The organism is Synechococcus sp. BIOS-E4-1, from assembly GCF_014279995.1.
Taxonomy (GTDB): Bacteria; Cyanobacteriota; Cyanobacteriia; order PCC-6307; family Cyanobiaceae; genus Synechococcus_C.
Genome location: NZ_CP047935.1, coordinates 1,068,923 through 1,095,140, shown reverse-complemented (window position 1 = coordinate 1,095,140; position 26,218 = coordinate 1,068,923). Strand labels below are relative to the sequence as shown.

Genomic DNA, 26,218 nt, shown 5'->3' with positions numbered 1-26,218 from the left:
GATTCAGTGGCTTTAGCTAATAATCAGTGCGCTCAAAGGGTTCCCAACCGCCAGCAGTTGCGTTGGGCGCGCCAGGGTTACAATGAAAACGTTCAAACGTAGTTATTCCTGTACGAATAGTCACAAGATCACTTTTATAATGTTTCCGTCGGGGTGTATCGAGAGAACTGCACATTGCATTTATATTGGATTGCAAATCATGAACGCGGACACTCCTGTTTTTAACGCTTTCAGACAAACCTTGAATGGTTGGTTTTTGCCATGCTTTTTTCTTGATTTCCGCAGCAGTAATATTGCTACCAAAGCGATAGCTGATGTTTCCTGAAACTCTGGTTTCAAAAGCTTCGTCATAGGAAACATTGATGCCAGCAGTTAAACCATCAGCGATCTGATAATCCAGCTCCACCTGTACGCCTGAACCATCTGCTTCTCCTAGATCTCCGCTTTGGTAGTAGTAACCAACAGAGGCATTGAGTTCAGGGGTGATGAAATAACCAACATTCAGGCCATAGGTATCAAGTGCTCCGCCGAGATAACGGCTATTGAGGCGCTGCTCTGTATCACCGACAGGGACAAGAGCGTAGGCATTGAAGTTCCAGGTATCAGAGACTGCTTCTAACCCAGCGGCGATTTGCTGGAAAAAAGCACTTTCCTTGTCGTAGAGCGTGACACCTGAGTCAGCATTGCCTGTATTCATTGGCCTGCTGTCATAGCCAGCATTCGCCCCGAACATCCAGGAGCGGTCGCCATTCAGCCAGCGGTAGCCAAGTCTTGATGAGGTGCTGAGTGTTGTACCAGCGACCTCGGTGTTGACGATGCTGCTGGTGCCGCCGTAATCAGCAAAGTTGGCATTGAGCACTACATCAGCAAAGAACACACTGTTCTCGCCCACAGCAATTGGCAGAAACCCGCCGATACCGGCTTGATTGGGTGTGCCTGCGCCCTGGAGTGCACCTTGAAAACCCCAGTTGAACTTGACTGCATCCTTGAGATTGATCTCCATGACCCCGAGATCTTCTGAGCTGCCTGCCTCTTGAGCAGCAACAGGGAGCAGAGGTGTATTAGCGAGTACCAGTGCAGCAGCTCCGCTCAGCGATAACGACAGGCGCAGAGAACGCTGCATGGATCAGACGTTAATCTGCGAATGATGCCGGACTTTGCTTAGCTGCGCCCGCTACTGCAATGCTGGTCAATATGAGCAGCACTATGGGACCAAGGCCAAGGGGGCGAAGCTGATCGCTGCCGCTGAAAAGGTATTGGCCGCAGTTGCCAGTTGACAGCAGGATTAGTTATTACTCATGTCCTAATTATTTCTGCTTAACTGCACTCAATCGTGCCACGTATTGGAGTCTGATGATTGAGACTTTGAGAGAGGTTGAAGCAATAAAAAGCCACTACGAAGGGGACTCTCAGTATTCAGGCTCAATCCATTCCAACATGCCAGACACTCAACAAAGACACACTCAATCACTGCACCCTACCCTTACAAACCACCTCCCCCAGAGTACATTTGACGCCCCCAGAATAATAACCTCCCCCAGCCGCTCCTTCCAGCTCCTCTTCAGAAAGCTCTGATTGGGCGTTCTTCAACTCGTCAGCAGAAACCATAAAACCTGCTTCTTGAGCAATCGCAACAACAGCATCAGAATCAGCTGCAGCTTTGAGCTTCTCCTGAAGGCTGACGTCACCTTTGACCTTTTCCAGGAATGCTTTTACTTGCTCTTTGGACATTGAATTAGCGCATGTCTATCCATGCTAATCAAACGTCCAATAACGGACCACAAAAGGCTTTTACTGATTTTTTGATGACATCTAAGCGAGATTCAAACACATTACAGCGACCTCTCGAGTATGCCTAAGACGATATCAATAGAGTTCAAGGCACTCAATTCAGACGCCTTTCTACTCTTCCATCTCGCATAGAAAGAACCACCAGCCGCAGCTACGCCACAGTTATAGTCGAACTGCTTTTCCGGCCAACTGAAGGTTGCTCTTCGAATAGCTCTTTCAGTCAATTCACGCTCACTTTGTGTCATTGGTTTTAAGTTATAATTTTCCACTTTTTTGCAAGTGCTATACACTTTGGGCAGCTGAAGCAATTCCGTAAAACAAATTGCTTGCCTTACGGAATCACTTCTAGCGTTGGCTTTTATCCCTTTGTCATCCCTGCCTCCATGGCGGCAATGACACCTGGGCAATCTTTGAGAAGTTTCAATCCTTTTTAAGGCACAGAGTTATCGGTTAGTCGTTTCGCCGGGGAAACTTTTGATTTACTGATTCCAGGCGTGATTCAACGGGCAATACTTTGAACAAACCTATAACAACTTGATCTCTCTAGGTCTTGCATCATCTGTGGACTATCCATACTCCTGCGCAGTCTTTGAACCTGTCTCTATGAGTGCCCTGCCATGGCTTCGATCGTTGGGATGTCACAGCCAGTCCTTCTGGTCAGTGTGTAGCAGGAGTGAAAACAGAGTTGGCTGTGACAGTTTCATCACCAAACAATCACTTGATCTTCTATTTCAGATGTTTTTTAGTCTTAATTGCCAGCCTTGGGTTAGTCAACTTAAAACCTTCAGAGATGGAAGCTCTTCTCCAAGAGGTTCAACCCATTCTTTTTGGTTAAGACCCAAGACAGTGCTCTCTTCCCAGCAGCTGACTGCTTCAACTTGTTTCCTGAGATTCTTGGGCTTTCGTGGTTCCTTTAACTCCTTCTCCATCTCTGCATCAACCCTGGAGTAACGGGTCAGGGCAACAGCGTGGTGAGACGTGCCCAGAGAGCAGACCAAACGTCTCTTACCAAACTGTTCATATCTAGCAGGTTGAACAGTCAAAAGGGCAATCCAGTGTCAGAACGACTGGATGCTTTGACAGGACCTTGACGCCTTTTACCCACTCATCAGTCGGAAATGTAGAAGTGAGACTGAGTTACACCAAGCGATAGAAGGCCTAAAGCGTGTCTTCCATGCGCATGGGGCATCCTTCCGCCTGGATCAGGCTGCCTATCAGAGTGCCTGATCAGATTGAAGTGTCTGCATAAAGCCTGCTTCGACCGGGATCACGGCAGCAGCCTGTCGATAAGGATTCCAAACGACTGACCGGATGCTCCGATCTGCATGCAACAACGCTTGTACTCTTCGCTGATCGAACAACAGCTGGGGCTACCGCATCAACGTCATGACAGTCAGCTCTGAATTGCGGGATGCGCTGTGTACTGAGGACCTCTGGAGACGGATGCGCAAACGGGTGCCTCCGATCGTTTCTGAATATTTCGTGGGTGGCGCCGATGAGGAGATCACCCTCAAAGGCAATGTGAAGGCCTTTCAGCAAACGGTTCTCAACGTGCGCGGCGCCACACGCTTCGAGACCCTCGACACCAGCACGACCGTTCTGGGCCATGAGCTGGCGGTTCCCTGGTACATCTCTCCCGTTGGAAGCCTGCGAACCATCTATCCCAAAGGTGATGCGGTGGCGGCCCGCGTCGCCGGCAATTTCGGCACTGTGATGGGCCTTTCAACCCTCTCCGGGACACGCATGGAGGAGGTGGCCGCAGCATCATCGAAACAGTGCTGGTTTCAGCTCTATCTCTGCGGAGGACGGGACACTGCCCTGCGTGCGATCAACCGCGCCAAAAAGGCGGGTTTCACCGCACTGTTCCTCACCATCGACACGGGTGTCTCCGGCCAGAGGCGGGTCCATGAACGGATGAAACCACTGCAGGCCCTGCATCCCTGGGAAGGGCTCAGCGGCAATGAACGACTGCAATGGATCCTGCGACGGCTGCAGCTGGCGCCTCAGATGTCCACGCGGCTGCCCTGGCTCACGGACCTTCTCGGCGATGAGGGTGTGATGCGGTTCGTGAACATCATCGATGACAAAGGCGAACCGATGCCCTTCACGGACATTGGGTCTCAGCTGGCCTCATCCGCCGTGACCTGGGCAGATTTCGAGTGGATTCGCGAGGCCTGGGGGAGGGATCGTCCGATCATCATCAAAGGCGTTCACTGCGCCGACGATGCCAAACGTGCCGAGGACGTCGGAGCCAATGCCGTGGTCTGGTCCAACCACGGGGGCCGGCAGATGGACCGGGTTCCACCGACACTGCACATGGTTCAGAGCGAAATGCCCAAGCTGAGCGGCTCCGGGCTCACGTTTCTGATGGATGGAGGGATCCGTTGCGGCACCGACATCCTCATTGCCATGAGCCATGGAATTCAGGCAGTGGGCATCGGTCGGGCCATGGTTGCCGGTCTCGGAGCAGGCGGAGAGGCAGGTCTCACACGCAGTTTCGAGATCCTGCGGGAAGGGCTTGAGAGAGGGATGCGTCTGACCGGGGTGGGCTCAGTCGATGAGATTCGCTCCATGGGCGCAGATCTTCGTTGTGAATGCCTGCTCCAGGGAGACAGCCATTTACCTCCCTTCGTGTACTGAACCTGGTCGCGACCGTGGCGCAAGACCGCCACGATTGATGACTGATCCAGTTGTCCGAAACCATGCACGACCCACGCGCCGCTCTGCTGCAGCACAACAGCGGACACTGGCAGGGTTGCTTCATACGGCTGGGAGGCAGCGGCACAGAGGAAGATCGTTTCCCGACATCGCTGCAGGTGCAGGAGCGCGGTGGTGTGATTGAAAACTGCCTCACCTACCGCTCCACCGGTCAGCAGCGATCGATGAATTTCGAAGACGTGCCCTTCACCATGCAGGTGGATTCAGATGGAAGTTGGTCACTCGGCCCGAGTGCGATCACTCCACTCGCCTGGGTGGGAGAACTGAGCGTCGTCCATGGCGAAGAACGGCGGAGAGTTGTTGCTCGCCATGGATTCCATGGTCTCGATCAGGTGGTCTACATCGTTGAAACGAAAGCAGGTGGCGAACCCACAACACCATCCCAACCACTGCAGTGCATAACAAGGACCAGCGGCAACTGGATGATCTGGCAACCAGAGCCGAATGTTGAGCTGTTGCTCGATGCAAGAGATCGGCAGATGGGAGATGCCACGGCCTGTGGCCTGCGCTGGATCAGTCCTCAGGGTCAGACCCATCAGATCGTGCGGCGCTACGACGCCAGCGGATACCTCGAGAACCTCTCGGAAACAGAGCTCTGGGGATGACGGTGCAGAGGCTATCTGCTGCTATTTGCTGCAGAAATCATCGAGCATGGATTGTTTGCACTCGGAAAGCGTCATGCCGTAAACGATGGAGTTTCCGTTGGCTGGATTGCGCAGACCGAATGAACCTGCAAATCCCCGCAGCATCCACTCTCCACCGCGAGTGTCCTTGTAAAAACCCACATTGCGAGCAACCCCGTCCTTGAAGCGCGTAAAAACATCACTAGCGCCGTCTTTCCACTCCAATCGGAACACGCCGCAGGGAGCTCCAGGACAAAGAAAAGTCCGCCTGCAGTCAACACTTAGATTGTTGTAAAGGCAGCTCGCCCACTGATTGCCCCTGGCCGGCCCGAGCGAGCCAAGAACCATCACAGGTAAAGCAAAGGCAATCAACAGAGAGCGCATGTTTGATGAGCTCAATCCAGTTCCCAGCATTCACTGCCATTCCTGGTCATCAGACAAACAAGCCCCGATTCCCTGCTGATCACCCGATAGGTATGACCATCTGCGTCACTTTTGGATCGTGCATGCCATAGAGCATGATCCTTGGTGTCATGCAGGTCGGTCTGATGCCAGCCAGCGTCGGTTAGTTCTTGAATCTGAAACACAACATCCTGATCAATCTGTTATCAAGATGTGCACTTCAAACAAAGTTCTTGAGAAGCAACTAAAAGATCTCGGGATTGGTTCATCTCAAGTCGCAGTTGATCATCGCTGCAGGCTGAAAAGCCCTGGTCAGCAGACGATCCAGGTTTCAGGCTGCAAGGAACAGATGCATTGCCCTGCAGCTGATCTCAGCGAGCCACGCATCATTGATGCCTGACCTCACCTCCAGCCGCTCGCCCCAACCAGCTCAAACGCTTTGCACTCCGTTACAAATTGGCGTAACATTGCTTTACAAGCAAAAAATTCATGAGCTCCTCAGCCTCCGCCCAGGATCAGTGGTACCAGGAAGCAGCCGCTAGCCAGATCAAGGGAGAGCGTCTGGTTCGTGCAGAACTGCTGAATGGTCGCGTTGCCATGCTCGGCTTCGTTGTCGGTGTACTCACCGAAGCACTGACCGGTCACGGCATCGTCAGTCAGATCACCTTCGGTGTACTGGGCCTCAGCTGAGCCCTGACAACTCATTTCTCAATCAACGAAAAGCACCTTGATGGCATTTGCTAACGGGGTACTTTTTTGATGGAACCCTTCAGATCTGAGCTTTGAAAAGATTCGTGAGCTTCCCTAAATTTCAAGGGAACGGCTGCGGAAACGATGGCGCTTGTTTACAGCGAGTGGGCCGGTCCGCTGCTCGACACCATCAACGCCGACATCGCCAACACATCGACACTGGCGTCGAGTCTGCTCACAGCAATCGTCTACGGAGCTGATCTGTTCGGGGACGAAGCCAAGTTTCTGACCGGCAACTTCGGCTTCGACGGATACATGGGCGTTCCAGGGCTGATGGGTGCCAATGCAGAACAGGCGGCTGCGGAATTCAATGTGGCCTGGCAAAGCGTTGATCCGGCTCTGAACCCATCACTCAGGGCACTCACATCCGCCGCGAGCCTGGTGGGTGCAAGCGGCACCTTCTCCACCAAAATGCTGCTCGCTGACACCATGCCACTGGTGTTCAGCTTTCCCGTTCTGCCCTCGTCCCTGGATGCCGACGGCAGTGACTTTGAGGTGACCCTCAGTGACGGCACAACGGTGACTCCCCAGATCGCAGGCCTGTTGCCGAACCTCGAGCACAACGAGCGCCAGACTGTCGTGATCGAAGGTGATTTCGGCAATCGAACCACCCCTGGAAGTCCCGGTGCCCGGTACCCGACATCGGTGACGATCGTCAACGACGGCACACCGCTGCAAATGATTGGCAAATCAGGGCCGGTGAACGCCGTTGGGCTGTCGATCGACAGCAGCAACTCCTACATGGCAGGCAACGGTCCTCGACTGGTGTCCGCGAAGCTCAATCGGTACAGCGATCTGGGAGAGGGCGGACCCGTCGGTGTCGGTGCTTCATCACAACACAACAGTGGCTCAGATTCCTACGGCGATCAGGCTCAGTATCGGTTGAGGCTGTACACCAGCGCGGGTTTTTCACCCGACGGCATCGCGAGCCTGATGCCGGATGACTTCAGCCGGTTTTTCCAGCTGAAGGCAACCACGCAAAGCGGTGAGAACATCACGATCACTGAAACGGGAGTGACCTACGCCATCGGTGGTCGGGGCACGATCAGCGTGGTTGGCCTTGCTGATCTGGCACCGGCAGGCACTCCTGTGAATGCGGCTTATGTCGAGGACCATGACAACTACTACGACGTCATTCTTGAAGGTGATCTGAATGCCATCAAGGCACTCAGTGCCGTGCGCATGCCATCCGGGAATGGCTACAGCGCTGTGTACAACCCGGGTGGGCCCGGCAACAGTCCCGATGCGCCCGGTGCCGCTCCGGGACCCTTCACCGTGCCCAGCCAGGACCACAGCATTCCGATCAGCTTCGATCTGGACGGTGCCAGACAGGTCACCTTTGTGGAGACCGATGGTGCTGTGCTGCGCAATCCCTGGAATCTTCAACCGGTGGGTCGGCTGTTGGGAACGGCTGTCGAAGACACGCTCACAGGACAAACAATTCTGGCTTACATCGATCCGCAGGACCGGCGCTTCTACAGCAGTTTCGAGGCGTCATCCTCAACATCAACGGATCTTCCAGGCCGAAGAACCCAGCTGTCAGCCATTGATCTAGTCGATATCAGGGAGGTCGATGCGCCGAATGGTGTAACTGTCTCAGGATCATTTAGTCGATCAGCTGCAGACGACTCCATTCTTCAGTGGTATTCCGTCAGCGACGACGAGGGCACGGTGGTGGATCCACTGAGAGGATCAATTCTCAAACCCGGCGAGCCTGGATATGCCGAAGCAGCAAGCCGCCGCGCCGATCTGATCAGCGACAACACCCTGGAGTTGGCCAACTCCAAGATCGCTCCCTTCAGCATCACCCTGGAGAGCGGCTCAATTTATGCACCGCTGATCACCAACCAGACAAGTGGTGATCAATACTTTGCCTTTGCCGCGGCCAATGCCGACGGGTTTGCGCACTACACCGGATTCGGCGCCAATGGATGGGGCATGGAGGATGGCTACGGAGGCGGTGATCGCGACTACGACGATCTGGTTGTGCGTTTCAGCCTGGGAGTCTGAACAACACCGTCATCTGCCAGTCAATCGTCCTTGGTCTGGCCTGATGCAGCAATCCTGGCGTCCGCCCAACGGGCAAAGAAATACACCCCTACAAACAAAGGCGTGTAAGCCAGCCACATCCGTTCAGGAGCCAGACCACTGTTGTTGATCACAGTCAGTCCGCCATATCCCACCAGGAAATAGATCAAAGCCCGTCGAAGGGCGCCCACCTGCTTGGGATTCATGTCACCCTCCGCGATGAGCTCATCCTAAGGAGCTGAGTTAGGCCACAGAACTCCCAGACTGTCGCGATTGCCACGTCCAAAGCCGGTCTGGACGTCAACCATGCACCCAACTGATCGGATCCCATGACCAGAGAACAAGCGATTGCACTGATTGGAGCCGCGGTGGATTACAGCCGGCAGCGCTGCAGAGTTCTGCACAACAGCGACCGTCGCTTCGACGCCGATGCCGTTCGCCGTGAATTCGAGGAATGGCTGAACCCCTCCGGGGATTGCCTGCCGGTGATGGCCTGCCCACTTCCGCAAGACCGTTGAACGCGCCATGTAATGGCACGAACAACATTACTGTTGCCAAGCCTGCTATAAGAACTGAGTTGATGCTTTCAACATCGTTCACCTCGTCTCTGACGAGGCGCAGTTCGACTCAGGCCATGGAACGGGGACCTGAGCTTGCTTCGAGGAACCACCATGACACTGACCTATCGCGGCCAGAAGTACACGCAGAACACCGTTGCCAAAAGCACCGTGCGTCCTGAACTCGTGTACCGGGGCCAGAAAGTGACCAGATGAGTTCCGCCGACTTCCGGCACAACGCCCTGCTCGATCAGGGCTTTTTTCATGCCTCTGCACCATCCTCTGAAACTCACCTGCAGGCTTCTGCTGCTGAGCCTTGGCTTGGCAATCCCTGAACCGGGCACGAGGGTGCATGCCGACAGCACGATCGCCCATTGCCAGCTGAGCCATCACAATCCCTCGGTTCCGGTCGAATCAGGTCCGTGCCGGTTCAGCCAGCGCCAGGGCAACGTAACCGTCATGTTCCGCGAGCGGACTTTCAACTTCCCTTACAGAGAAGCGGGATTGCGGTATCAGCGCAGCAACAGCAAATCAGGCATCCGCTTCGACATGTCCGACGAATCCACGATTGAAGTGCTGTGGCGATGAGGCGATAACAAGGATGGGCCTGATCTGATCAAGCGATTCCAGATCAGGCCACCTCCTGCTCTTGTCGACTGAGTCTTTGCTGCTGCTTCACAACCGGGAGGCGTCGCTGCTGAAAATCACCCAGAGCCGCTTCCAGATCATGCCTGTGCCGATCAAGACTGTCAGCCAACACAACCGCATCCTCGAATCCACTGCTGACACCACGCGCCTGAGTGGGGGCCATTGGATGAGCCGCATCACCCAACAGTGCAACGTTCCCGTACACCAGCTGGTCCAGCGGTTCAGCATCCATAATCCTGCCTGTCGTAATGCTGCTGGGATCTGTCGACTGGATCATCTGCACGATGGACTCAGGCAATCCTTGCAAGGCACCAGGCGGAAACGATCGCTGAGTGACTGATTCCAACCTCTCCGATCTCCGAACGGCTGGAGATGCAACGAACAGGCACCAATGGGTCTGCTCGCAGCCACAGGGATCCGGTCCGACATCAAAGGCAGTGAGTCGAAGGGTGTCATGACTGCCGTAGCGATGAAACACACCACCACGCAGCACTGAACCGTCGTCCGCCAGAGCTCGCCAGAAGCGTTGCCCCAGATCGATCAGAGGCCGCTCGACCTCGAGGAGATCCAACGTTCTGGAATGCAGTCCATCGGCAGCAATCAGAAGCTCACCTTGCCAGCCGCGACGACCTGCAAACTCCAGTTCAATCCGCCCACGTTGCTGATGGACCCCTTGAAGAACAACATCGGGAATGATCGTCTGCGGCTGGAGACTGGATCTCAACAACCCCAGCAACATGCTGCTGCGAATCTGCAGCGGAGTGATCAACCCACTGCTTGACTCTTCTGTGTTGCCATCAATCGAGTCAGCATCAAAAAACAGGGTTTCTGACTGGCTCAGCCCAGCCGTCAACAGTGCCTGGGTGAAGTCGACCAACCCACACAGAAGAGGTGTGAGCTGCGCAGCAGGCGAGAGACAGAGTCCGTAGTCAGCCGAATGAGGCCTGGTGGTGGTGTCAAACACCGTGACCCCATAACCACGCTGCTGAAGAACAAGCGCCGTGAAAAGTCCTGTTACTCCGCCTCCAACAACAGCAATGTGCACCGCTTTCAGACACCGAACTTTTGAGTAAGCCCGGCGCCACCCTGGAGATCTCCACCTCCGCTGATGCCCTCCAGTTCCTTCTCGCTCAACTGAGGGCCTGCTTCGAAGACATGAGACACCTCGAAGCTGAATCCAGCCTCATCGGCAACAGAAAGCATTGCCTCCTGGGTTTTCTCTTGACCGAGACGATCCTTGAGTGTCTGCTGCAGCTTGGTGTCACTCTTCAGCGCAGACACAAAACTCCTGAAATTTTCTGCAGACATCATGATCGCGACGAAAACAACTGAAACCCTGCTTAGCAGCTGAATCACCTGAAAGCTTCAACTCGTTAGACAACACAGGAAATCTTCGTGGCCGACAGCGTTGGGCACTGCTTTAGGCCATCAACAACTGATAGGCGTCATTGACACGGTGAAAGGCATCCGCCGATCCACCCAGATCGGGATGATGCTGTTTGACCAGCATCCGGAATGCCTGCTTGATTTCCTCCTGTGATGCGTTCGTCTGCAACCCCAGGATTGACAGGGCTGCCGAACGCGCATCGTCCGATCCTCTCTGAGCCTGTCCCGTTGGCTCTCGATCCGTCGCCCGTTGATCGCTTCGGGTCCGCCGACCATGACTGCCGCCTGCCCGCTGATGATCCTGGCGCTGCCGATGGCGTTGGCGCAGTTCCTCCACCACACGGCGTGGATCTTCATCAAGCCATTCACTGGCCCGCACCCCATACAGCGCGAATGACGCCAGCACCGCCGCTGTTTTCTTGGTGGGCTTTGACCCAACGGCAGCCAGCAGATCAGTGCCAAGACCACTGACCACGCGGTCGAGCCTCTGGCTCAGGCTGAGCTGAGAGTGAAAGCTGCTGCGATTGAGCTGATCAATCAGCAGTTCAAGGCCATGCTGACGCAGCACGCTCCAACCCGGCTGCATCGCCAGGGAATCTCCCCAGCGCTGAACCTGCTCTGAACTCACGAGGGCCGATGGTTGCTGCCGGTTCCAATCAGGATTGTCATCGTGCTGGGGTCGCTGCCAGTGCTGCCGGCGCAAGCGATCGAGCTGCTGATGCAAGCGCTGCACCTCCCTGCGCAAGGCATCGTTTTCCCGCAGCAAAGCTTCCACATTGCTGGTGACCCGTTCAGCATGGTTCTGACGGTTCCGATCGTCACGGGTTGACGATGAGGACGACCACTGGCGCGGATCAAAGCCCATGAGAACCGCGCGACGGCGACAGATTCAGCGAATGCCAAGAGACTACGAGCCAAGGCAATGGGCGAGGACACCATCCGTCAGTGCTGAAGGCAGGATGGTGCTCTCCAGCAGCCTGGCGATTGGTGACTCATCTCGTGACCGGTGCCAACAGGGGCATTGGTCTTGCCTATTGCCAACAGCTCCACGCCCGTGGAGACAGGGTGATCGCGGTCTGTCGTCAGTCCAGCGGTGAACTGGATGCCCTTGGCGTGCGTGTGGAATCAGGGATCGAACTCACAAGCCCAGACTCCATCGCCGCACTGGTCAATGGATTGGCAGGCCAACAGCTGGACACCGTGATTCTCAATGCAGGGATGCTTCAGTCGATGGGACTGAGCGACCTGGACCCGGCTGGCATCCGCCAGCAGTTTGAAGTGAATGCTCTTGCTCCTCTTTTACTTGCCAGGGATCTGATTCCGTTGATGCCTGAGGGTTCGAAACTGGTGCTGATGACCAGCCGGATGGGTTCGATCGAAGACAACAGCTCTGGGGGCTCCTACGGCTACAGGATGTCAAAAGTGGCACTGAACATCGCTGGAAAATCGCTTGCGGTTGACCTGCAGAGCCGAGGCATTGCCGTGGCGATTCTTCATCCTGGACTGGTGAAGACTCGCATGGTCAGATACAACCCCAACGGCATCAGCCCCGCTGAATCTGTCAAAGGACTGCTTGCCCGAATTGACGAACTGAATCTCAAGAACAGCGGCGGTTTCTGGCACGCCAATGGTTCAGTGCTGCCCTGGTGAAGAACCAGGGCGGCAACAAAAAACCCCTGCCCAAGGCAGAGGTTGACTGAATCAGCGGCTCATGGAATCTGCTGAATCAATGAGTCAGAAATAATTGCTGAGAGCGTCCAGCGATGACCAGAGGTACTTCACAACGATGTTGGCACCTACTCCGAGGGTCGCGATGAATGCACCGAAGAGAATCAGTTGGACATAACCAACCCGATCTTCCGGTGCCCAGACATCATGCTCCTGGATGGATTTCAACCCAGACCAACCTGGGAAAGAATTCCCTGACCGGTCAGAAGCTCAGTACCCAGGCCGATTACGAAGCCCATCATGGCAAGACGTCCGTTCCATTGCTCAGCGAAGGCGGAGAAGCCAAATTTTGAGTTGTCCATCGGGAAAAATCGCGAGTGCACCCTTTGTAACAGATTGTGTCGTCCTTGTGTGAGTCGGCGTGCAAATGAATAGCCGCTCAGCGGCCTGAGCAGTATCAGACGCCCCGCTGACATGGCCGTCGCAGCCTGATGCAGCATGGGCCCAGGGCAGGCAATATGCCAATCCAGCCAGGCCGTCGATGGACCAGCCAACGCCTGCGAAACCATCGCTTCAGGACCTTCTGCTGAGAGCTCTGCGGATTGCGGCAAGCACGGTTGCGGTCGTGGAACTGCTGCGCAACAACTGGACAGGTGCAGCCCTCGCCGCCATGGCCTGGCTTCTGTTCACGCAGGTCGAGAGATTGCGCGGCTCTGCAGACGAAGACAGCCCAAACGGAACCCGCTGAGCGTTTCATGACAGGGTCGATTCCGATCGAACAGGTCGCCGCCTTTGCTGAAGGTCCGTTTCAGGGCAACCCTGCCGCTGTCTGTCCTCTGCAGACCTGGCTACCGGATCGGCTGATGCAGGCGATCGCCTCTGAGAACAATCTCTCCGAGACCGCCTTTTATGTGGGCAGTGAAGGGCACTATGACCTCCGCTGGTTCACCCCCACCTGTGAGGTGGATCTGTGCGGACACGCCACTCTGGCGGCGGGGCACGTCGTGTTCCAGCGTGAACCCGACCTCGAGATTGTGCAGTTCAGCTCCAACAGCGGACCACTGACGGTTCGCCGCAATGGATCGCAGCTCACTCTCGACTTCCCGCTGCAGCCGGGGAAAGCCTGCGCCGCCCCAACCGGACTCAACCGGATCCTCGGCATCAGCGCCATTGCCTGTCTGCAGGCGGTTGATCTGATGGTGGTGGTTGCAGATGAGCGTGAGGTTGAAGCGATCAAGCCTGATTCGAAGGCTGTCGCCGCCCTTCCAGGTCGGGGGCTGATCGTCACAGCACCAGGGTCAGATGTCGATTTTGTCAGCAGGTTCTTCGCACCGTCATGCGGAATCGAGGAAGATCCAGTCACCGGGTCAGCACACTGCACCCTGGCGCCTTACTGGGCTGGTCGACTCGGCCGCTCAAGCCTGGTTGCCCGTCAGCTTTCGGCTCGAGGGGGGCTTCTGCACTGCGCATTGACGGATGAAAGAGTGTTGATCAGCGGCCGCGTGATCCCTTATCTCAGTGGAGTGATTCACATCGATAAATCATGCGTTGATCCACTAAGCAACGACGAACTTCCATCGACATCGACTTAAGAGATGTCGACTGGCACCGCTAATCAACGGCGTGCAAACCAAGACCAGATGAACCAGGCAATCACGCCGAGCAACACCCATGGCAGCAGTGCACGCAGCACAATCACGGCGATGAACACAACCAGCAGACTCACAGCACCACGCTTGACCAGCGCCTTGCTGTCATCGGTCATGTACCGCCAGCGGGGAATCAGCGGCACGGCATCAAGGAAAGAGCAGCAATGAATTTAGAAGATGCCGGCGAAGCCCACTCCTCCGAGGCTTCGTTCACTCACGGCCCTGCCTGTTCGTTGTTGAACTGATTGAGACCACAGAGCTCTGCAGCGTCGTTGTAGTGGGCGTCAAAACGATCCCAACGGAAGCTGCGCGGGTCATATCGACTACGACTGCGATCAACGGCTGCATGCGTGGTCAGGCGCGTGATCGGAATCCCGAATGTCGCTTGCCAAAGCAACACCTGTTGTGCAAGCGATTTGTACTGCGCGTTGGTGTAGCCGGAATGCCCGTCGGCGTCCCCGCGACCATCCGATGGGGTTACCAGGCTGATGTGCAGAGCAATGTTGTTGATCGATCCCACGCTACCGGGACGATCCCGCATTGTGACGTCACCGAAGGCCGACATGCCGCTGCCATAGGCACGCTTCTGATCAGGAACAATCCGCACTCGACGACCATCCCGGCCAATGATCATGTGATAACTCACCTGTTGATCATCATCCGGGTGATTGGTCTTGAACAGGCCAAGAGCCTGAGGTTCACTGATCACAGTTTCGTGCAGAACGATCACCATCGGCTTCACCTGCAGCTCACGTCCCCACGAATCCCTGGACTTGCGTTCTCCGAAATTGGTTGGGTGAGCCAACTGAACATCCTCCGCAGCAAGACCCAGACGCTGTTCACAGGCCTGAATCACCTTCAACGACGATGCTCCGACACGGCTGTCTCCAAGACGCATGAGAGGGGGCCTATCCGCAGACGGCAGAACCCCACCAGCCGTGTCAGACCCACCCTCTCCGCCGGAATTGCCGTTCAAAAGCGAACATCCGCAAAGACCAATCAACAGCGAAATGGCCAGCTGATGGGGGACCGATTTCATCACAGCATCTGGCTGATTCAACGCATGATGAAACATCGCATGCTTCCCCGAATTCTCAACAAAAACGACATCAACAATGTTGCCGAGAAAGCAAGGCATAGCATCTGCATAAAGTCGATCAATATGTCAACGGATCAGTCAAAATAATCATAAATTCACCGAAGTAAATTCGGCGATCAAAACAACAGGCTCCGGCATTACACATGAAACCTCAATCAACGCAGGAATGTAGGTTATTGGACCATTTGCGGCCTCACGATCACTGCACCGATCGCATCAGGCACTGAGCTGAGATAACGAACGAACGAGCGCGAACGCATCACGCCTCGCCCTGGAGCAGCATGGATGGCATCCAGCCGGGAACCCTCTCGGACCAGAACCCCCATGTGGCTCACATCAAGACCATTGACCCGCGTGGCCACCGCAAAAATATCGCCAGACTGAAGAGTGGGAAGTGCAGCCTCGAGCGAAGCAAGCGGCAGGTAATGCTGTTCGATACGCCTTCCCTGCTCCCGTGCACGAATGCAATCAAACAAACCAGGCGCCTGCAGGGCGGGGTAACGATCACGATGGCTCGACATGAAATTGAGAGGCAGATTGCGCGTGGCCTGTGCGGACCAGACAGGTTCCGACTCGATCAGTCCCTGAGCCTGAGCCGAGCCCACCCAGTCGTGAAAATAGTGCTGCCGTGTGCAATATCCGATTTCGCCGTTTCGATAGCGAAGACTCCTGGTCCGATCAGCGAAATCGACAAAAGAATCCGCAGACACCATCGCGAGCAGTTGTTCAACAAACAACATGCAATCGAATTGCGTGAGGTCCAGACGCAACTGTTCTCGGCCGGGTTGATCGAGAGACTTGGCCAGATACGGACTGCCGACAAAAAACTCAGCAAGACGGGCCATGGCCTCATTTATAGGCAATGTTCGGATCAGTGCTTGAGCCCATTTGAATCTCGACCTGGTTCCCTCAACAACATGAATATCTTCAATGGATCTAGAGACCCTGGAGATGGAACCACCGCCAACAACCCAATCAGTGTCGACTGACTGAATCCCTCCTGCGCCCTGCTGAACAAGAACGAGAACTATCGACGTGAGTCCGGCAATCAGAGGCGCATTGTGATCCACATGGGCTGATCAGCAGCATTCACACTCCCACGATCCGGATGGTCCTGAGGGGGCTGAGCATCAAATCAAGCTTGCGTCGCATGACGCCGACGGCCGAGCGGCTCAATCCAATGTTCAACCACATCCCGATGCTGGAACCACTGAGGGGGCACCCGGCAACCGAGGTTCACTACACCATCGTCCATCAAGCGACCGAGACGGACTGCGGCAGCCTCTTCGGCACGCGAAAAGACGTGTTGATGAGAAGCAAGCCAATCGACTTCATCTTCCGTGATCACACCTGTGGAAAGGCTTTCCAGAAACAGTTCGCCAAGAGTCATCGGAGCTTTGTAACGAAGTCGTTACATCATGACGCTCGTGTCGGGCTATCGCGAGCGCAGCCACAGATCGGCCCCACGGGCAAGCTCGCGACCAGACATGACATTTTTTTAAGATCTCCACATTGATTGGCAATTTCATGCGTGTCAACCTCTCTCAGCAATTCGAAGCCGAGTCGCTTAAGCGGATGATCGATGCCACCACTGATGTGCATGAGCTTCAGTCATTGGCACGTGAACTGACTGATCTCTACATCCGTCAACGGGCTGCAACCGCCTGGGTGGTGTCGGAACAGTGATGACAATTCCTCTGCACTACAGACGAATCAGCACCCCCATCGATTGATCGGCGCGTGCGCAAGATTGAGACCGTTGTCTTTCGAGTTGAAAGGCCATGACGGCGTACGCAGAAAAACGGAGAGCTGACAAAACAGCCAGGCAGATGCACAGCGGACAGTGAAGCAATCCCATCGTTCAAGCCTGGGATCAATCAGGCACATTCAGGCAATTGCTTGCCATTTCTTGACCTGAACGCATCAAAAACGGAGGATCAACGACTCAGCACCCTGATCATGCGCCCATTCAGCATCGCTCTGGTCACAGCCACTGGATTGCTGGCCGCCACCATTGCGGTCGAGGCCAAAACAACCAGAAGCTTCAGCGGTTCAAGCCCGGCGGAAGTTCAGAGAAATGCCCGCAAAGCTGGTTACAGCTACCCGGACGGGGACATGAACTGCTCCAGCAGGTGCAACCAGCGCTGGGCCAAGGATTGAAACAGCTGCAAGCGAAACGCTGAACGAGTCCTCATCGAGGCAGTTCACTTTCCAAAGGCCACCGTGCAAACCGCGTTGACCAACTGAGCCTGGCCACGATTTTCAGCGGAATGCCCGTTGAGATAACCGCTGGTGCAGTCCGCACTCATTGGCGCTCCGTCAACGTTGAACATCACGGTGGATCCATTCACCCGGATACTGTCGTAATCAAGTTGATAAGCACTGTTCGGCACAGCAATCGTTCGATTGTTCGAATGAAAAGCCGAGCTGATCAATCCACCGATCACAGCAGCCCCCGCCAGCTCACCGAAGCTGTTCCAGTCCCAGCGGTTGTGATGGTGATGCCCATACCACTGACCGTGGTGGCCATACCAGGCACCACCTGCATAACGGGGGTGGTAGTGGAACTCAGCGTGTCCTGAGTGATGGTGATGTCCACCGCCATGGTGATGCCCAGCCCAGGCGACAGGAAGAGCCAGTGGCTGGAGAGCGCAGAGGGCACTCACCAACAGCTTCATCACTCTGGGGGAAAGCATCAGCGCAGCCTCAGTGAATTGATTCACTGAATGCTTAGCCACGCAGAAGCCACGCTGCATTCAGCCTTACTCAGTTCTCAACGCAGAACAATGCGTGATTGCACTGATTGCCGAACAGCCCGCAGAACATCAACACTGGAGATATCCAATCGGAGGCACCGGATGACGGCAGACACTCCACCTGAGCAGATCTGAGCAGCGATTCGGCTGTAAGTCACTGCTCCAGCGTTTCCCTCAACCAACATGAGGTGCAATTGATCGGTTCATCAAGACGAACCGATCAGCCAAACCTCAGAGAAACCTGGCCCCAGTGGCTTGCCGCAGGATTGTTCGCTTCTACTTTCCTTCGCTTCAAAACTGTCCTTCGCAACGAATTCAACCAGGATTCACGTTCAGATTCAGACAGGAAGCCAATGAACAAACGAGCGATTTAGGCCGTTCCATTCGTCCGGATGGTGCGGTCAACAAACCAGCGAATTGCTGGAAAAAACCCCCGGGATTCAGCACTAATTCTGAATTCCGGGGGTTCATTCATGCATACTAAAATCAACATTGCTCAGTAGGATCGGCAGCTCAGATTCCAGAACGTATTGCGAAACGGCTTGCAACACGATTTGCAGCACTGTCTGTCAGCTCGTTTGCACAACCATCGGCGAGGAAAGCGTGCACGGCATCTGCTGATCATGGCCAGCATCAATCACACCCTGCTCAACAAGCGAAGCGTTCATGGCGGTCCAATCAGCACACCAGCCTGCGATCTGTGGAAGAGAGCAGGAGCTGCGCACTCTGATGCAGAAATCAAGCCGGAACTGGCCATCATCAACCGAGTGCGCTCTGCAGGATCTGAAATCCGCCTTCGCCTGCGCGCTGCACATGCACCAGCCAACGGTGCCCGCAGGTCCCAATGGGGCTCTGATCTCACACCTGCAGTACATGCTGGAACACCCCGATGAAGGTGATAACCACAACGCTGAGCCTTTCGCTCAGTGCTACAGGCGCATGGCCGATCTGATCCCGGAGCTGATCCGAGAGGGGTGCGATCCGCGGATCATGCTCGATTACTCCGGAAATCTGCTCTGGGGTGTCACGCAGATGGGACGGCGGGACATCACCGAAGCTCTCTATTACCTGGCCTGTGACGAAGAAATGAACAGGCACGTGGAATGGCTCGGCACGTTCTGGAGCCATGCGGTTGCACCCTCAACACCCATTCCTGATCTGGCTCTGCAGATCAGCGCCTGGCAACACCAGTTCGCAGACCTGTTCGGCGACAGCGCGCTCCAGCGGGTGCGGGGTTTCTCACTGCCGGAAATGCACCTGCCCAATCACCCGGACACGCTTTTTGCTCTGGTGAACAGCCTGCTCGAAGCCGGTTATCACTGGCTGCTTGTGCAGGAGCACAGCGTGGAGCAGCTGGATGGTTCGCCCCTCTGCAACCAACAACGCTTTGCTCCCAACAGGCTGGTGGCCCGTTCCTGCTCAGGCGAGGAGATCAGCATCACAGCCTTGATCAAGACCCAGGGATCTGACACCAAACTTGTCGGGCAAATGCAACCCTGCGAGGAGGCATTAGGGCTCAGTCGCCAAACGCTTGGCACCACTGAGATCCCCTCTCTCGTCAGCCAGATCGCAGACGGCGAGAACGGCGGAGTAATGATGAATGAATTTCCGGAAGCCTTCCGTCAGGCCAATCGCCGCATTCGAGACAGCAACCCTGACACAGCCGCGCTCAACGGATCGGAATACCTGGAACAACTGGAAGAGCTGGGACTGAAGACGAGCGACCTTCCCCGCATCCAGGCCGTGCACCAGCATCGTCTGTGGCAGAGGGCGGGTGAGTCGGGTGACATCGAAGACGTTGCTGCAGCCATCCATGAGCTCAGCTCAGCCAACGATGGTTTTTCAATGGAAGGCGCCTCATGGACCAACAACCTCAGCTGGGTTGAGGGATACGACAACGTGCTCCAACCGATGCAGCGCTTCAGCGCAAGCTTTCATCAGCAGTTCGATCAGCAACTCTCTGAGCAGCCGCGCTTCTCGCAGTCGCCAGTCTTCCGAGATGCATTGATGCATCTACTGCTGCTGGAAACCAGCTGCTTCAGGTACTGGGGACAAGGCCAATGGACTCAGTATGCAACTGATATCTACGACCAAGGGATGGAAGCTTTGGATCGATAGCTTGATCTTTCAACAGGTCCAGTCACTGACGAGAGGCAAGGGTTGCAACCCTTGCCCACAGCACTGCGTCGACTCACACCGCTTGACTTGGCACGTGCGGTACTAGAAATGAAAGAGAACAGATCGCGAACAACGCAAATTCCTTTCTGATTGGAGAGAAGCGACACGGGGGCTTCCAGCTGCGTGGAGGTAAATCATCAGGAGTTAGAAATTTCCGATATTTTTTGAACGATCACAACAACATTGCCAATGCAATGCACTCGTAAAAAGCTGCATTGCGCTTGTGAAGGAGCTGTTCCCATCAGCATCGACGCCACCGGCTTCCGCATCAGCTGAAACAGCCCCACTCATGAGAGCGAGGCGTTGCTTTGAAGCGGCGTGACTCAGAAGGCGAAGCCCTCCCCACCGCTAAGAGGACTGATCATCGGTTCATCAGCTTTGCGGCCAATGCCCCATATAAGGCAATGCAAACAATGCGGCTGATACTGCAAAGAGTGAAAAGCCAGCCAAAAGGCTGTAAGTGAATGTAGTCATTTTGATGATCCAGACCCTATTTTGGTTTTAAACAAGCTCGTGAATTCTGTCGGTAGATAATCGATGACCACCATGTGCCTCTTGCGCCTTTTCTTGCGAGCAGTCTTGTCGTGCCGATGTTTCATTTTCTTCAACACTCGAGTCTCATCGGAAAGCGTCCGGAACCCACTCGCCCCTCCCATCATCGTGGCTTAGTGCAGCTTTACAACAGCAGTGAGGGGCGATAGCGAAGTGGATTGTTTTGGATGAGCGGTAGCTGCAGAACTGACAAGCAACCTGAATCCTCCTGACATGTCAGCACTGCAACCATGGCGTGGATGGTCGATACAGATCAATGGAGGCCTGCCCTCTCAGGCTGCAGCAGCTTCAGCGCGGCGATCACTCGATCAAGCGCTGCCACCACTGAAGACCCACTTGGCAGGACCAAGCCAGGATGGTGTTCGCAATACGGCTGGCGCTCCTACTGGCCATGGCTGAGTCTTCTGTACTGACCAATCACCCATATCTTTAAAACAACTCAAGGCATTCCTCGCCAAAGCCAAAAGCGAATCCAGTCTTCAAAACGAGCTAAAAGCGGCCAAGTCACCTGATGAAGTTGTTTCTATCGCTCAAGAACATGGTCATGAATTCACTTCTGTCAAGCTTGATCTACTCAGCGAAGAGGAGCTGGAAGGCGAGGCTGGTGGGTGGAATGCACATTTGTCAACACAGGCGTTTGACTGTGCAAGGGGAGCAGCAATGACAACTGATTTTTCACCGAATCGAAGAGCTTATTGCTTTTGTGAAGCGTTTGCATCTCATTTAGGTGTCATAGGATCAAAGCGACAGTAAAGACAGAGCGTAAGCCGTTTTAGAGCTTTAACTAGCCTGGAAGATATGAGCTGATTCAATGTCAGAAGAACAACTTAAGGCATTCCTGAAAAAGGTAAAAACTGACACCAGTCTGCAAGAAAGGCTTAAAGCGGCTACTGATGCTAATGCTGTGGTATCTATTGCAACAGAGTCTGGTTTTACGATTTCTGCAGGCGACTTGAAAAACGCTCAATCAGAGATTTCTGCAGAAGAGCTGGATAGTTTGATTGGTGCCGGACAAGCAAAACAAAGCATATGTGCATGCAGGGGAACACTTGAATTATGAAACACATTTTCAACTCCTTTAGCTTATACACCAATAATTCCTGGTATTAGGAGGTGAGTTTTTGTTGTTTCAGTCACCCAAAAAATGCGTGAATCAGCTTTCGGCAGCTGCCGCGATTGAGGACAGCAATGATTAATCAAACTCTCTTCAAAGTATCGTTGCTGTGATCGCTTAACCCCCTGATAGCCATGTAAGAAGAACAACTCAACTCTTTCCTTGAGAAACTGCAAAGCGACACCATTCTTCAGCAGAAGATCAAAGCTGCTGCTGTTGTTGATACTGTTGCCGCGATCACAAAAGAGGCTGGATTTAGTATTTCTGCCGACGAATTGAAGAAAGCTCAATCAGAATTGTCGGAAGAAGAATTGGAAGGTGTAGCTGGAGGCAAACATCACTGCACTTAGACATACTAAGCCTCCATCAATCTTCAACAGCTTACACACTCAAAACCTCTGCATTGGCAGGTGCTTTTTATTGCTTCAATAGCCTAACTAATCCCATAAATCAGCCTCCAATACCTGGCACGCTTGAGTGCAGTTGAGCAGAGATCAGGCGGGCGGATGCATTACCTACCTAAATCATGAAAAAGTTCTGAGCCATTCACCAGATGTTCACCAGAACCTCTCGCGATCTGCACCTGAGCTGTGTAGTGGGGTTCACCAGAAAGACTGTGACCTTGAAGCAGTACAGGGGGCAACACCCCTAAACATTCATTGCTTAGAACCATGACACAAGAACTACTCACAGCTTTCCTGGCTAACGCCAAAGGCAACATCAGCCTTCAGGAGCAGCTCAAAGCCGCAGCTGATACCAATGCTGTTGCCGCCATTGCCAAAGACGCTGGATTTCATCTTCCTGCTGATCCCTTCAGCAAAGCTCAATCAGAGATTTCTGCAGAAGAGCTGGAAGGCGGGGCTGGTGGACGCAGTTTCTCTTATCTGCCGCAACAATGTGTGACCGACATTTTATGTGGGTGATACAGATAAGCCCTATACGACATAACGCAAGGACGGCTTACTGACGCATGGAGGCTGGGCACAGTATCAAAGGCGACTTTGAAGGCTGTGACTGGCGTCATCAAGCGGAACTGCGCAGGAAGAGATAAAACTAAATCACTGACAAAGCTGGGCATTGATCAGCAACTCCGGCCAATACTTGCTCAGCGACAGTGATCAGCTCAGACTCTCCGGTTTTGGGGCCCTTGCCCTGCATGGATGTGATCTGGTTGTTGCACAAAAACCGGCAGCCCTCCCAATCATTGAGACCGATCCAATCAGCCACCTACGCACAACGATTGTTTTACAACTAAAGCCTTATACCGAAAAGCCTGTTCGCAAGGAAGCGAAAGGGCTATGCGAAAATCGCAGAGACACAGCAGCCCTAGAGATCAAGGCAAAAGCATTACCGAAACCGGCCACATAATCTCCTGAAAAAGTATGAGTTACCCTCGAAAACAACAACCACAAATTCATCCGACTCAACGATACCCTCATATTCAACACAAAAAGAATCAGCAAACTGATCAGCTGTTTCAATTCCATTTTGCCTCAAAAGACAGATAAATGAATTATTCTGATCTTCTCCAAGAATATAATCAGTACAGTCAGCAATCTCATCGATCAGCTGTTGTTCCTGCTCAGATTTTTCCTCATACCAGTCGGCATACCTTTGTCGCTCTTTGAGCGATTCACGCGAGAGGCCACCACTCATCAGCGGAGCTTGATCGCTGAGATGGAGCCACACACGCCTGGTTCAGAAAGGGCAGGAATCATTGGAGTTGCACAGTCCTGACGATCGTTTCAAGGGCTGACTATCTTCACTCATTCGGATAGCAACGGCACCCAAAAGGATCCGGGACCCAGCCCTGCTGCCTCAAAGACGACCGGCGCGATCGCTCGATTCAACCGGCGGAGCGGGAGCGGCGACGCACCACCCGGCGACCGTCAGGTGTCTGTTCGACCTCGGGAGCAGCGTCTGCCGATTTGGTCACGTCCTGCCCCTCAGGCTCGTTCTCTGGGGGTTCCTGTTCAGCGATCACGCCAACCACCACAGCAGCCTGCACCTGGTCATGCAGATCACCGATCACCATCAGAGCTTTGAGCGTGAGCTCAAGCCGAGACTCCCTCGGCAGGCCTGGACGCAGCTTCTTGACTGAGCCCCAGAGCTCAAGCGCCACCTCTCTGAGGAGTTCCTTGTCTGCCATTCGAGCCTGATGCGATCCATCTAATCGATGGCATCAACCTACCGTTCGGAGTGCAGCCCGCTTCAGCTGAAGTGACACTTGGCTGCGGACCGTTGTCGGGAACTGCCTCTGAACGGCATCTGAACGCGCCAGGATGTCTTCATGGCTCTGACTCTTGTTTATGACGGCGGCTGCCCCTTCTGCAGGCATTTCGCCCAACGCAGTGAACTGATGGGCGGCCTGCCCGACCTGGTGATCAGGGATGGGCGCAGTGACCACGCACTGAGGACGGAATTGCGCAACAAAGGGTTCGATCTCAGCAACGGCGCTGTGCTGATGGATCAAGACAACATCTGGCATGGCAGTGAAGCCATCGCAATGCTCTGTCAACAGCTCTCCCCAAGCGACCCTCTGCTGCGTCTGCTGAATGTTGTCTTCAGCGATTCCGGTCGGGCCAATCGTCTTTATCCGGGTCTGCTGATGGCTCGACAGATCGCGCTGGGACTGCGTGGACTGCCTGTGGATCCTGATCAGGCTTGAGCGGGGCTTTCCAGCAGATAGGGGGACGGCTGCTCAGCATGATCAGACGCGTGATCGTGCTGGTAAGCGAACTCCTCAAGTTCAGCATGCAATTCCAGCAACATCACCGCCATGGAATGAGCCAGTTCACTGCTGAAGCTGATCTGCATGGAGCGCTCTAGTTTCCGTCGAGAAGGTTCTAAAAGCTCCCACCGAGAAGGCGTGGATGTCGTCAACGTGCCGTTACATAAGGGCCGCGCGCCGATTCAAGCGGCGGCCCGAATGATCACTGGTGCTCGCGCTGCCAGCGGCTGAAGTTGGCAGCAGAGAACTTGTGACCATGGCGCATTCCGACCTTGGCCACGCAGGTTGTATCACCAGCGCACTGCTCAACCTCGCGGCGGATGTTGTCGTTGCCGTTAGCCCTGGCGAGAAAAGTCTCCAGCTGTTTCATGGACATGGTGAGCCTCCAGAGGGATTCTTCACCGCTAACCCAACCTGACGGGTTCATCGGAATCCATCGGTTTTTCTTCTCCAGGGCCGGCGCTATGGCACCAGCCATCACATCAGCACTCCTGGCAGCTGATTCCGTTGCTGTGAAGGACCAGGGGCCTCAGGCCAAGGTCCCTGCTGCGGCAGAACCCGGTACTGAACCCTCACGCGCATACGGGCCGCGAAATGGGTGATCAGACCCAGCAGGAGCACCAGCAGCAAGCCTGTGGCTGCACGTTGACTCATATACAGACCCGCCCCTGAAGCCAACCACGAGCCGGGAGAACATCTCTCCCGAAAGCAGATGGCTTCATCAGTGCCGGCAGCTGAGACAGCATCACTTGCGACCGACAATCACCGGGGGGGTTCCGCCTGCACCCCCAGGCAGTCCAGGCACAACCTGGGTCTGGCCATCCCACTTGTCCAGGAAGAGCTTGTAGAGAACCTGATCATCGAGGCTCTTGTTGAGCGTGTCGTAACGCAGCGCTTCCTGTTCAGCGATTTTGACCTCCGTCTGAGCGCGCAGCAGCTGCTGCTCAGCTATCTGCTTCTGCTCAATGGCTGCTCTGTATTCCTCAGCAATTTCCAGACCGGTGAGATCCAGACCCACAACCTTCACGTAATCGAACTGGTCCAGTTCCTCGGCAACCGTTGAGGCCACAAGCGAGGAGATGTCATTCCACTCAGAAGCGATTGTGACCAGCTCGTACTGCGAGAACACAGACTTCAAGGCTTTCAGCAGCGAAGGCTGAATGATGCGCGGATAAACATCGCGATCACTGCTCGCGATCGTGCTGTAAACGCGGCCTGCTTCATCAGGGCGCAAGGCGTATTTGATGGTGGCTGTGGCCTGGATCACCTGAAGATCCTTGGTGAGAGTGGCGAAATTCTCCGGCCTCACCTGAGTCCTGATGCTGAATGGCCACACCTGCTGAACCAAAGGTGCTTTCACATTGAGGCCCGGCTGGCGCGGAGCCCCGCTCACCTTGCCAAGGGTTGTGATCACCGCGACCTCACCGGCTGGGACCACGAACAATGCCTGACCCAGGAGCAGTAAACCGGCCAACACAAGGGCAACGATCGCCACCAAGCTGCCTTCGGGACCTCCTGGTGTGGCCGATCGCATCGACGAGGGGCTCTGCATGAAATGAATGCGTCGG

Annotated in this window: 40 protein-coding genes; 19 read left to right on the top strand and 21 right to left on the bottom strand. The window is 54.7% G+C overall.

The window, feature by feature from the left end; all coding sequences use genetic code 11:
• Positions 1–16 precede the first annotated feature (16 nt).
• Together SynBIOSE41_RS05515 and SynBIOSE41_RS05510 are read right to left on the bottom strand one after the other, a co-directional pair.
• A complete protein-coding gene (locus SynBIOSE41_RS05515; RefSeq protein WP_186539934.1) occupies positions 17–1,123 on the bottom strand; it encodes a carbamoyl-phosphate synthase in 1,107 nt (368 codons plus the stop codon).
• Between the two features lie 344 nt (positions 1,124–1,467).
• Positions 1,468–1,731, bottom strand: a complete 264-nt coding sequence (locus tag SynBIOSE41_RS05510) for a Nif11-like leader peptide family RiPP precursor (RefSeq protein ID WP_186539933.1) — start codon at positions 1,729–1,731, stop codon at positions 1,468–1,470.
• 1,446 nt (positions 1,732–3,177) lie between these two features.
• Between SynBIOSE41_RS05510 and SynBIOSE41_RS05505 the strand changes: the two genes are divergently transcribed.
• Both SynBIOSE41_RS05505 and SynBIOSE41_RS05500 read left to right on the top strand, forming a co-directional pair.
• Positions 3,178–4,431, top strand: coding sequence for an alpha-hydroxy acid oxidase (locus SynBIOSE41_RS05505; RefSeq protein ID WP_186539932.1), 1,254 nt, complete (start codon positions 3,178–3,180; stop codon positions 4,429–4,431).
• A 62-nt stretch (positions 4,432–4,493) separates the two neighbouring features.
• The gene (locus tag SynBIOSE41_RS05500) at positions 4,494–5,114 is read left to right on the top strand and encodes a DUF3598 family protein (protein WP_186540856.1); all 621 of its coding nucleotides are present in this window, start codon (positions 4,494–4,496) and stop codon (positions 5,112–5,114) included.
• A 21-nt stretch (positions 5,115–5,135) separates the two neighbouring features.
• Here SynBIOSE41_RS05500 and SynBIOSE41_RS05495 read toward each other — a convergent pair whose 3' ends face one another.
• Entirely contained in the window at positions 5,136–5,516 is a 381-nt protein-coding gene (locus tag SynBIOSE41_RS05495; protein ID WP_186539931.1) for a hypothetical protein, read from the bottom strand.
• Positions 5,517–5,527: 11 nt separating this feature from the next.
• A complete protein-coding gene (locus SynBIOSE41_RS05490) occupies positions 5,528–5,719 on the bottom strand; it encodes a hypothetical protein (RefSeq protein ID WP_186539930.1) in 192 nt (63 codons plus the stop codon).
• A gap of 304 nt (positions 5,720–6,023) precedes the next feature.
• Between SynBIOSE41_RS05490 and SynBIOSE41_RS05485 the strand changes: the two genes are divergently transcribed.
• Together SynBIOSE41_RS05485 and SynBIOSE41_RS05480 are read left to right on the top strand one after the other, a co-directional pair.
• Positions 6,024–6,224 (top strand): chlorophyll a/b-binding protein, encoded by a 201-nt coding sequence (locus SynBIOSE41_RS05485; protein WP_186539929.1) that lies wholly within the window; start codon positions 6,024–6,026, stop codon positions 6,222–6,224.
• Between the two features lie 144 nt (positions 6,225–6,368).
• Positions 6,369–8,294 carry a DUF4114 domain-containing protein gene (locus SynBIOSE41_RS05480; protein ID WP_186539928.1) on the top strand — a complete coding sequence of 642 codons (1,926 nt, stop codon included), beginning with the start codon at positions 6,369–6,371 and terminating at the stop codon, positions 8,292–8,294.
• A gap of 20 nt (positions 8,295–8,314) precedes the next feature.
• On the opposite strand, the gene SynBIOSE41_RS05475 is transcribed toward SynBIOSE41_RS05480, so the two are convergent.
• A complete protein-coding gene (locus SynBIOSE41_RS05475; RefSeq protein ID WP_066908056.1) occupies positions 8,315–8,518 on the bottom strand; it encodes a hypothetical protein in 204 nt (67 codons plus the stop codon).
• A 123-nt stretch (positions 8,519–8,641) separates the two neighbouring features.
• Between SynBIOSE41_RS05475 and SynBIOSE41_RS05470 the strand changes: the two genes are divergently transcribed.
• From SynBIOSE41_RS05470 to SynBIOSE41_RS05460, 3 genes are all read left to right on the top strand, one after another.
• Entirely contained in the window at positions 8,642–8,830 is a 189-nt protein-coding gene (locus SynBIOSE41_RS05470; protein WP_186539927.1) for a hypothetical protein, read from the top strand.
• A 153-nt stretch (positions 8,831–8,983) separates the two neighbouring features.
• Positions 8,984–9,085 carry a DUF4278 domain-containing protein gene (locus SynBIOSE41_RS05465; RefSeq protein ID WP_186539926.1) on the top strand — a complete coding sequence of 34 codons (102 nt, stop codon included), beginning with the start codon at positions 8,984–8,986 and terminating at the stop codon, positions 9,083–9,085.
• A gap of 48 nt (positions 9,086–9,133) precedes the next feature.
• Positions 9,134–9,457, top strand: a complete 324-nt coding sequence (locus SynBIOSE41_RS05460) for a hypothetical protein (RefSeq protein ID WP_186539925.1) — start codon at positions 9,134–9,136, stop codon at positions 9,455–9,457.
• A gap of 43 nt (positions 9,458–9,500) precedes the next feature.
• On the opposite strand, the gene SynBIOSE41_RS05455 is transcribed toward SynBIOSE41_RS05460, so the two are convergent.
• The 3 genes from SynBIOSE41_RS05455 to SynBIOSE41_RS05445 all read right to left on the bottom strand — a co-directional run bounded on the left by SynBIOSE41_RS05455 (position 9,501) and on the right by SynBIOSE41_RS05445 (position 11,768).
• Entirely contained in the window at positions 9,501–10,562 is a 1,062-nt protein-coding gene (locus tag SynBIOSE41_RS05455; protein WP_186539924.1) for an NAD(P)/FAD-dependent oxidoreductase, read from the bottom strand.
• Positions 10,563–10,567: 5 nt separating this feature from the next.
• On the bottom strand, positions 10,568–10,825 hold the full coding sequence (locus SynBIOSE41_RS05450) for a Nif11-like leader peptide family RiPP precursor (protein WP_255475968.1): 258 nt from the start codon (positions 10,823–10,825) through the stop codon (positions 10,568–10,570).
• A gap of 112 nt (positions 10,826–10,937) precedes the next feature.
• Positions 10,938–11,768, bottom strand: coding sequence for a J domain-containing protein (locus SynBIOSE41_RS05445; RefSeq protein WP_186539922.1), 831 nt, complete (start codon positions 11,766–11,768; stop codon positions 10,938–10,940).
• A 119-nt stretch (positions 11,769–11,887) separates the two neighbouring features.
• Between SynBIOSE41_RS05445 and SynBIOSE41_RS05440 the strand changes: the two genes are divergently transcribed.
• On the top strand, positions 11,888–12,553 hold the full coding sequence (locus SynBIOSE41_RS05440) for an SDR family oxidoreductase (protein WP_186539921.1): 666 nt from the start codon (positions 11,888–11,890) through the stop codon (positions 12,551–12,553).
• 84 nt (positions 12,554–12,637) lie between these two features.
• Here the strand turns inward: SynBIOSE41_RS05440 and SynBIOSE41_RS05435 are convergent, their stop codons facing one another.
• Together SynBIOSE41_RS05435 and SynBIOSE41_RS05430 are read right to left on the bottom strand one after the other, a co-directional pair.
• Positions 12,638–12,799, bottom strand: coding sequence for a hypothetical protein (locus tag SynBIOSE41_RS05435; RefSeq protein ID WP_156486629.1), 162 nt, complete (start codon positions 12,797–12,799; stop codon positions 12,638–12,640).
• Positions 12,796–12,933 carry a high light inducible protein gene (locus tag SynBIOSE41_RS05430; RefSeq protein WP_186539920.1) on the bottom strand — a complete coding sequence of 46 codons (138 nt, stop codon included), beginning with the start codon at positions 12,931–12,933 and terminating at the stop codon, positions 12,796–12,798. Before SynBIOSE41_RS05430 ends, SynBIOSE41_RS05435 begins: the two co-directional genes overlap by 4 nt.
• Positions 12,934–13,112: 179 nt before the next feature.
• Between SynBIOSE41_RS05430 and SynBIOSE41_RS05425 the strand changes: the two genes are divergently transcribed.
• Positions 13,113–13,319: a hypothetical protein gene (locus SynBIOSE41_RS05425; protein WP_186539919.1), complete on the top strand. Its 207-nt coding sequence runs from the start codon at positions 13,113–13,115 to the stop codon at positions 13,317–13,319.
• 7 nt (positions 13,320–13,326) lie between these two features.
• Entirely contained in the window at positions 13,327–14,163 is an 837-nt protein-coding gene (locus SynBIOSE41_RS05420; RefSeq protein WP_186539918.1) for a PhzF family phenazine biosynthesis protein, read from the top strand.
• A 23-nt stretch (positions 14,164–14,186) separates the two neighbouring features.
• On the opposite strand, the gene SynBIOSE41_RS05415 is transcribed toward SynBIOSE41_RS05420, so the two are convergent.
• The 4 genes from SynBIOSE41_RS05415 to SynBIOSE41_RS05400 form a co-directional block, all read right to left on the bottom strand.
• Complete coding sequence (locus tag SynBIOSE41_RS05415) at positions 14,187–14,363, bottom strand: hypothetical protein (protein ID WP_186539917.1); 177 nt, start codon at positions 14,361–14,363, stop codon at positions 14,187–14,189.
• A gap of 71 nt (positions 14,364–14,434) precedes the next feature.
• The gene (locus SynBIOSE41_RS05410; protein WP_255475967.1) at positions 14,435–15,259 is read right to left on the bottom strand and encodes an N-acetylmuramoyl-L-alanine amidase; all 825 of its coding nucleotides are present in this window, start codon (positions 15,257–15,259) and stop codon (positions 14,435–14,437) included.
• Between the two features lie 233 nt (positions 15,260–15,492).
• The gene (locus SynBIOSE41_RS05405; protein ID WP_186539915.1) at positions 15,493–16,164 is read right to left on the bottom strand and encodes an N-acetylmuramoyl-L-alanine amidase-like domain-containing protein; all 672 of its coding nucleotides are present in this window, start codon (positions 16,162–16,164) and stop codon (positions 15,493–15,495) included.
• Between the two features lie 290 nt (positions 16,165–16,454).
• Positions 16,455–16,709 (bottom strand): hypothetical protein, encoded by a 255-nt coding sequence (locus SynBIOSE41_RS05400; protein ID WP_066908087.1) that lies wholly within the window; start codon positions 16,707–16,709, stop codon positions 16,455–16,457.
• A gap of 137 nt (positions 16,710–16,846) precedes the next feature.
• Here SynBIOSE41_RS05400 and SynBIOSE41_RS05395 point away from each other — a divergent pair, with 137 nt between their 5' ends.
• Positions 16,847–17,005, top strand: coding sequence for a hypothetical protein (locus tag SynBIOSE41_RS05395; RefSeq protein WP_186539914.1), 159 nt, complete (start codon positions 16,847–16,849; stop codon positions 17,003–17,005).
• Between the two features lie 213 nt (positions 17,006–17,218).
• On the top strand, positions 17,219–17,479 hold the full coding sequence (locus SynBIOSE41_RS05390; protein ID WP_186539913.1) for a hypothetical protein: 261 nt from the start codon (positions 17,219–17,221) through the stop codon (positions 17,477–17,479).
• 44 nt (positions 17,480–17,523) lie between these two features.
• Here SynBIOSE41_RS05390 and SynBIOSE41_RS05385 read toward each other — a convergent pair whose 3' ends face one another.
• A complete protein-coding gene (locus tag SynBIOSE41_RS05385; RefSeq protein ID WP_222930580.1) occupies positions 17,524–18,015 on the bottom strand; it encodes a hypothetical protein in 492 nt (163 codons plus the stop codon).
• Positions 18,016–18,741: 726 nt separating this feature from the next.
• Between SynBIOSE41_RS05385 and SynBIOSE41_RS05380 the strand changes: the two genes are divergently transcribed.
• The 6 genes from SynBIOSE41_RS05380 (at position 18,742) to SynBIOSE41_RS05355 (ending at position 22,842) form a co-directional block, all read left to right on the top strand.
• The gene (locus SynBIOSE41_RS05380) at positions 18,742–20,193 is read left to right on the top strand and encodes a glycosyl hydrolase family 57 (protein ID WP_186539911.1); all 1,452 of its coding nucleotides are present in this window, start codon (positions 18,742–18,744) and stop codon (positions 20,191–20,193) included.
• 825 nt (positions 20,194–21,018) lie between these two features.
• Entirely contained in the window at positions 21,019–21,204 is a 186-nt protein-coding gene (locus SynBIOSE41_RS05375; protein ID WP_186539910.1) for a hypothetical protein, read from the top strand.
• Positions 21,205–21,228: 24 nt separating this feature from the next.
• Entirely contained in the window at positions 21,229–21,558 is a 330-nt protein-coding gene (locus SynBIOSE41_RS18320) for a Nif11-like leader peptide family natural product precursor (RefSeq protein ID WP_186540854.1), read from the top strand.
• 58 nt (positions 21,559–21,616) lie between these two features.
• On the top strand, positions 21,617–21,865 hold the full coding sequence (locus tag SynBIOSE41_RS05365; RefSeq protein ID WP_186539909.1) for a Nif11-like leader peptide family natural product precursor: 249 nt from the start codon (positions 21,617–21,619) through the stop codon (positions 21,863–21,865).
• Positions 21,866–22,089: 224 nt separating this feature from the next.
• Positions 22,090–22,269: a Nif11-like leader peptide family RiPP precursor gene (locus tag SynBIOSE41_RS05360; protein ID WP_255476029.1), complete on the top strand. Its 180-nt coding sequence runs from the start codon at positions 22,090–22,092 to the stop codon at positions 22,267–22,269.
• Positions 22,270–22,590: 321 nt separating this feature from the next.
• Positions 22,591–22,842: a Nif11-like leader peptide family RiPP precursor gene (locus SynBIOSE41_RS05355; protein WP_186539908.1), complete on the top strand. Its 252-nt coding sequence runs from the start codon at positions 22,591–22,593 to the stop codon at positions 22,840–22,842.
• A gap of 424 nt (positions 22,843–23,266) precedes the next feature.
• Here the strand turns inward: SynBIOSE41_RS05355 and SynBIOSE41_RS05350 are convergent, their stop codons facing one another.
• Together SynBIOSE41_RS05350 and SynBIOSE41_RS05345 are read right to left on the bottom strand one after the other, a co-directional pair.
• Positions 23,267–23,575: a hypothetical protein gene (locus SynBIOSE41_RS05350; protein ID WP_186539907.1), complete on the bottom strand. Its 309-nt coding sequence runs from the start codon at positions 23,573–23,575 to the stop codon at positions 23,267–23,269.
• Positions 23,576–23,765: 190 nt separating this feature from the next.
• Entirely contained in the window at positions 23,766–24,068 is a 303-nt protein-coding gene (locus tag SynBIOSE41_RS05345) for a TIGR03894 family protein (RefSeq protein ID WP_066908109.1), read from the bottom strand.
• Between the two features lie 141 nt (positions 24,069–24,209).
• On the opposite strand from SynBIOSE41_RS05345, the gene SynBIOSE41_RS05340 reads away from it, so the two are divergent.
• Positions 24,210–24,587: a DCC1-like thiol-disulfide oxidoreductase family protein gene (locus SynBIOSE41_RS05340; protein WP_066908112.1), complete on the top strand. Its 378-nt coding sequence runs from the start codon at positions 24,210–24,212 to the stop codon at positions 24,585–24,587.
• Here the strand turns inward: SynBIOSE41_RS05340 and SynBIOSE41_RS05335 are convergent.
• From SynBIOSE41_RS05335 to SynBIOSE41_RS05320, 4 genes are all read right to left on the bottom strand, one after another.
• Positions 24,578–24,736, bottom strand: coding sequence for a hypothetical protein (locus SynBIOSE41_RS05335; protein WP_186539906.1), 159 nt, complete (start codon positions 24,734–24,736; stop codon positions 24,578–24,580). The two genes, SynBIOSE41_RS05340 and SynBIOSE41_RS05335, sit on opposite strands and share 10 nt — an antisense overlap.
• A 116-nt stretch (positions 24,737–24,852) precedes the next feature.
• Positions 24,853–25,128 (bottom strand): hypothetical protein, encoded by a 276-nt coding sequence (locus SynBIOSE41_RS18315; RefSeq protein ID WP_370594186.1) that lies wholly within the window; start codon positions 25,126–25,128, stop codon positions 24,853–24,855.
• Positions 25,128–25,304, bottom strand: a complete 177-nt coding sequence (locus SynBIOSE41_RS05325) for a hypothetical protein (protein WP_186539905.1) — start codon at positions 25,302–25,304, stop codon at positions 25,128–25,130. The genes SynBIOSE41_RS18315 and SynBIOSE41_RS05325 overlap by 1 nt, the downstream gene beginning before the upstream one ends.
• Positions 25,305–25,395: 91 nt before the next feature.
• Positions 25,396–26,202: a prohibitin family protein gene (locus SynBIOSE41_RS05320; RefSeq protein WP_186539904.1), complete on the bottom strand. Its 807-nt coding sequence runs from the start codon at positions 26,200–26,202 to the stop codon at positions 25,396–25,398.
• Positions 26,203–26,218 lie beyond the last annotated feature (16 nt).